The sequence below is a fragment of the Clostridium sp. BL-8 genome (assembly GCF_002006495.1).
GTDB lineage: Bacteria > Bacillota > Clostridia > Clostridiales > Clostridiaceae > Clostridium.
The window spans coordinates 1-4,528 of record NZ_LZZL01000167.1 but is presented as its reverse complement, the minus strand read 5'-3'; the positions used below and the strand labels follow the sequence as shown (position 1 = coordinate 4,528).

Here is a 4,528-nt window from a genome sequence, read left to right as displayed (position 1 = left end):
ATAACAAGTCCACTTGCAAGGCTATTTGGGACTCGTTATTTATTTTCATATGCCTAAATATTTCACAAAAGGATGAATTAAATGTCAAAATACTATTCTCAGGATATTTTGTATTATATTGATGCCATTTTAAAGTACAGTAATTATGGCAAGGCTGCCAAATCACTTTATATTTCTCAACCTCACTTGACACAGAGTATTAAAAGGATAGAAAGTCAGTTAAACTGTGAGCTTATAAGTCGTAACAAGCTGCCATATAGATTAACTGAGCAGGGTAAGATATATTATCAGTATTTAACTTCAATAGAAAATAATTATGCGAGGCTCATTAGGGAAATATCAGCCGTGTCAGATATAGATAGCAAGGTTATAAAGATAGGAGTACTTCCTAGCCTTGGAACCTACCTTTTTCCTCTTTTTTTACCAAAGTTTTTGGATATACATCCAAACTGTCGAATAGAGCTTTCAGAGGCTTTACCAGAAAAAAATGAGAAACTAATTCTGAATGGCGAATTGGATTTTTGGCTTGGACAAAATTCAAGAAATATTTCTCCAAACTTAAACTCTATTACTTGGGGCAGACACGGATACCGTGCTATTATTCCTCGCAGCTCAGATCTATATCAGAAAGATGTCGCCATTATTCCAGAAGGAACTATCGACATAACCAAGATATTATCTCAAAAGCTGATACTAACTTCCAAGGGTTCTGCTATAAGAAAGCAGATAGATCAGTTATTAAGCATTTATAAGGTGGAACCAAAAATCATAATGGAAAGCACCGAAATCAACACTGTACGTAATCTTGCAGCGAGTAATTTGGGACTGACTTTTATACCAGAAAGCGTCTATGTAAAGGAATGTCCATCTGAATACAACATATATCAAATTCCAATTGATGAGCTGAGTTTAGATTATTTTATAGCATATCACAGTGAAAAAAAACTAACTGATATTGATAAAGACCTTATAGATGCATTTCTAATTCATGGGCAAAATAATTTCAATCTAGGAGAGCAAAATGAATGAGTATACGAAGATAATATATCTTATGGGAACGAAAATCTCTCTATATATAAAGGGAGAATCTGCTGAAAAGCTTGCAGAAAAAGCTTGTGATATGCTAATTAATTATGAAGAAGTCTTTAGTGCTAACAGTGATAAATCACAGCTTGCCATGCTTAAAAAAACAGCTCCACTAGCTCCGCAAGAAGTGGATGAGGAGCTATATGAGCTGATAAAAATAGGGAAAAAACATAGTCTATGTGAGAATACATATTTAAATATTGCAATAGGGCCATTAATAAAATTATGGAGAATAGGTTTTAAGGGGGCACATGTACCAGAGAAAGATGCTATAGCAAAGGTACTGGAACTTTTAAAGCCTGAAAATATACAACTAAATGATGAAAAAAAGACCGTGTATTTCTTAAAAAAAGGTATTGAGATAGACCTTGGAGCCATAGCTAAGGGCTATTTTGCTGATAAAGTTATGGAATTCTTTAAGGAAAATGGGGCTATTTCAGCTATGGTTGATATGGGCGGTAATGTTCTCGTTTTTGGAGACTCACCATCAAACGGTGGTGACTGGAATGTTGGAATACAAAATCCGTTTCTACCAAGAGGAAATGCTGTGGCACTTGTCAAAATAAAAGATCAATCCGTTGTAACCTCAGGAATATATGAGAGGGTGTTTGAAAATAATGGACGTAAATACCACCATATATTTGACAGCAAAACAGGCTACCCAATAGAAAGTAATATAGCTTCTTTAACTATTATTGCTGATAAATCTCTAGACTGCGATATATATACTACAAAATTGTTTGGATTAGATGCTGCTTCAATTATTCATAAAGTTAATAGAATTAAGGGTATGGGTGCTGTTGTAATAACTGTGGATGGAAAACTAGCCTATACAGATAATCTTATAGGAAGAATATCTCCATTAACAATGTAATATTCCCTACCCTTGCTCTTCAAAAAACACAACCGCTTATAGTTAGCTATTTAAGCTAACTACAGGCGGTCGTGGATATGTATGGTGGAGGGGAAGCGTGGCCTTTAAAATCCACTACTAATATTAAATATATGATTATCTATTTACATCTCCACTCTAATTTGGAACGTCAAAACCTGTAAGCCACATATCTCTAACAATTACAATTTTAAGTTCATCATTGTTATCTTTCATTCTTCTAGCTAAAGTATCGCCTCTTTGCTTTCCACCTATATGCTTTTGAAGTTCCTCTTTATCAGTTACTGATCTCTATATCTTTTTGCAATATTTCATACTTTTATATATAATAACTGTTACTTTATCTCTTTTACCCTGCCCACAATACCGCTTTCAAGCATCACTTTTATGCCACGATGATGCTCTGGTGAATTAGTAAGTATCTTTCCCACTATTCCTTCTGTCAATTTTCCTGTACGCTGATCCTGCTTTTGAACAACTAAAACCGTTGATCCTATTTTAATATTACTTCTCTTTGTTCCGTTCATTTTAATTTCCTCTCATCTATGATTAATATTTATCCCATTGTACACTAAACTAATTATTATTTAAACCTTTCATATAAACCTTCTTACCTTAGCACATCTAAATTTTTTATATAGTTTTTTCAATTACTCCATAAATAATTGAACCGCTTTTTTTGCCGCCATAATATTTTTCTATTCCTAGCTTTTCAAAATCATTAGAGCCTTGTCTTTCTTTAATAACCACTCTTTTTGAACATACTCTAAGTGCTTCCATTAAAATATTTTTTGTTAACCCTTTGTGATCTGCAAAATCCCTAAAGGAATTTATTGATGTTGACTTTCTATTTGGTTCTTTAAACATAGGATCAAAATATACTACATCAAAACTATTATCTCTTTGCTTTAAAATATAATCTTCATATGATTCATTAACAACCTTTATATTATCTATAGTTTTACCATTAATATTATTATAGTTTTCTAATCCGCATTTACTTAAATATGCTATATACTTATTAATTTCCGTCCCTACTACATATCCCTTTTCTCCAACAACTGCTGAAAAGACAAGAGAATCAGCTGCAAGACCTAATATACAATCCAATATACTATTTCCTTCTTCTAATTTTGTTGCCTCTATTATAGATTCCTTATTTCCTTGTCTTATTGATTTAACCTTAAGTTCTGACATATTAGGATGCCAAAACAGTGCACTATCTTCTCCCTTTATAACAATCTTAACTCTTTCAACTACTAATAAATAGTCAAAACCATCTTTCAAGATTGTTTCCTTGATACTAAAATTACCTCTTTTTATATATGATATGTTTAAATCTTTAGATACACCTTTTGCTTTATAATTTAAACTCTCATCTGCATCTCTTGTAGTAGTAACTGCAATCTTCATTTTTCCCTTTCTGTCTTTCTTCATATATATTGTAAAAATAATTGCGAATTTATAATTACAAAATATATTGTTATTCTTTTGTTCTAACAAACATTATACTATATTTCAGTTGAAATATGAGTTTTCTTTATAAATGCCATAATACAATAGGACATTTTGCATAAATAACTCATAGTATTCTATAGAGTTACCGCACTAAATAATTAAAAATATTCTCTTTCTTGCTTTTGACATAGAAGTTAAAAGCAAAAAAAGTGCTCCATCTAACCAAGATTAGCACCGTTTCTTAATTAACGTTATTAATTTCATCCAGCACTCTGTGAAAGTGAATATGCTGTAGCTTTATGATTCTTTACGTGATTGATTTTGCATATTCCTAATAATTTCATGGTGTAAAGATCATTTTATGACCTTGTTTTTTTCAATCTTGATGTATAAAATTTATTAATAGTGGTAATAATAAATATAAAAGGAGTTTTTTATATGCTTATTTATAAACATAATGAATACGAATACATATATGATGATAATACCATTGGTAATTCAATGGAGATAAGAAAAGATGGAATAGTTGTTGATAATATAGAATCACCTATATCCAATTTAAAAGATGCAAAAAATCTTGAAAATACAGTAATAATGTTAGGATTAGATAATCAAGTATAGTATCTTTTCTATAAAACTAGAGTCTTTCAATGCTTATGTAATTTTCTGGACCTCTGAGGCTTTAGTATGGATCTTGTGACTGACATGTTATATTTCCCCCTGCAAGTTTGGGTACTTAAGTGGAAAAAGTCCTCACATATTGCTAGAAAATAGTTCTCATCGGCTTCCATAAATTGCAATTTGATTTTATGTATACTATAACTAAAATTGCACATAGTAATATTATAAGGAACATAACAGTTGAGCAAAGATTTATATATGCTCTTGACTTAGGGTGTATATAGGTCGAACAAAGATTATATAATGGTCATAATATTATGGCTGTTATATTAGTCGGCGATAAGATTTTATCTGATGGGGAAAAGTTTTATTATAGTTGATTTATATCTATTATAATAGTACTCCAACTTATTATATAAGGTCGAGTTAACATTATTCAATGTGTTGAATTGATTTTATATAGCCGTGAGG

General features: G+C 31.1%; 5 protein-coding genes. 3 read left to right on the top strand and 2 right to left on the bottom strand.

Going from position 1 to position 4,528, the window contains the following annotated elements:
- The first annotated feature begins 81 nt into the window (after window positions 1-81).
- Together CLOBL_RS26730 and CLOBL_RS26725 are read left to right on the top strand one after the other, a co-directional pair.
- The gene (locus CLOBL_RS26730; protein WP_077861775.1) at window positions 82-1,029 is read left to right on the top strand and encodes a LysR family transcriptional regulator; all 948 of its coding nucleotides are present in this window, start codon (window positions 82-84) and stop codon (window positions 1,027-1,029) included.
- A complete protein-coding gene (locus CLOBL_RS26725) occupies window positions 1,022-1,960 on the top strand; it encodes an FAD:protein FMN transferase (protein ID WP_077861774.1) in 939 nt (312 codons plus the stop codon). The genes CLOBL_RS26730 and CLOBL_RS26725 overlap by 8 nt, the downstream gene beginning before the upstream one ends.
- A 353-nt stretch (window positions 1,961-2,313) precedes the next feature.
- Here CLOBL_RS26725 and CLOBL_RS26720 read toward each other — a convergent pair whose 3' ends face one another.
- Together CLOBL_RS26720 and CLOBL_RS26715 are read right to left on the bottom strand one after the other, a co-directional pair.
- Window positions 2,314-2,505, bottom strand: a complete 192-nt coding sequence (locus tag CLOBL_RS26720; protein WP_023975720.1) for a YwbE family protein — start codon at window positions 2,503-2,505, stop codon at window positions 2,314-2,316.
- A gap of 106 nt (window positions 2,506-2,611) precedes the next feature.
- On the bottom strand, window positions 2,612-3,391 hold the full coding sequence (locus CLOBL_RS26715) for a class I SAM-dependent methyltransferase (protein WP_077861773.1): 780 nt from the start codon (window positions 3,389-3,391) through the stop codon (window positions 2,612-2,614).
- A 483-nt stretch (window positions 3,392-3,874) separates the two neighbouring features.
- Here CLOBL_RS26715 and CLOBL_RS26710 point away from each other — a divergent pair, with 483 nt between their 5' ends.
- A complete protein-coding gene (locus CLOBL_RS26710) occupies window positions 3,875-4,057 on the top strand; it encodes a hypothetical protein (RefSeq protein WP_009170590.1) in 183 nt (60 codons plus the stop codon).
- Window positions 4,058-4,528 lie beyond the last annotated feature (471 nt).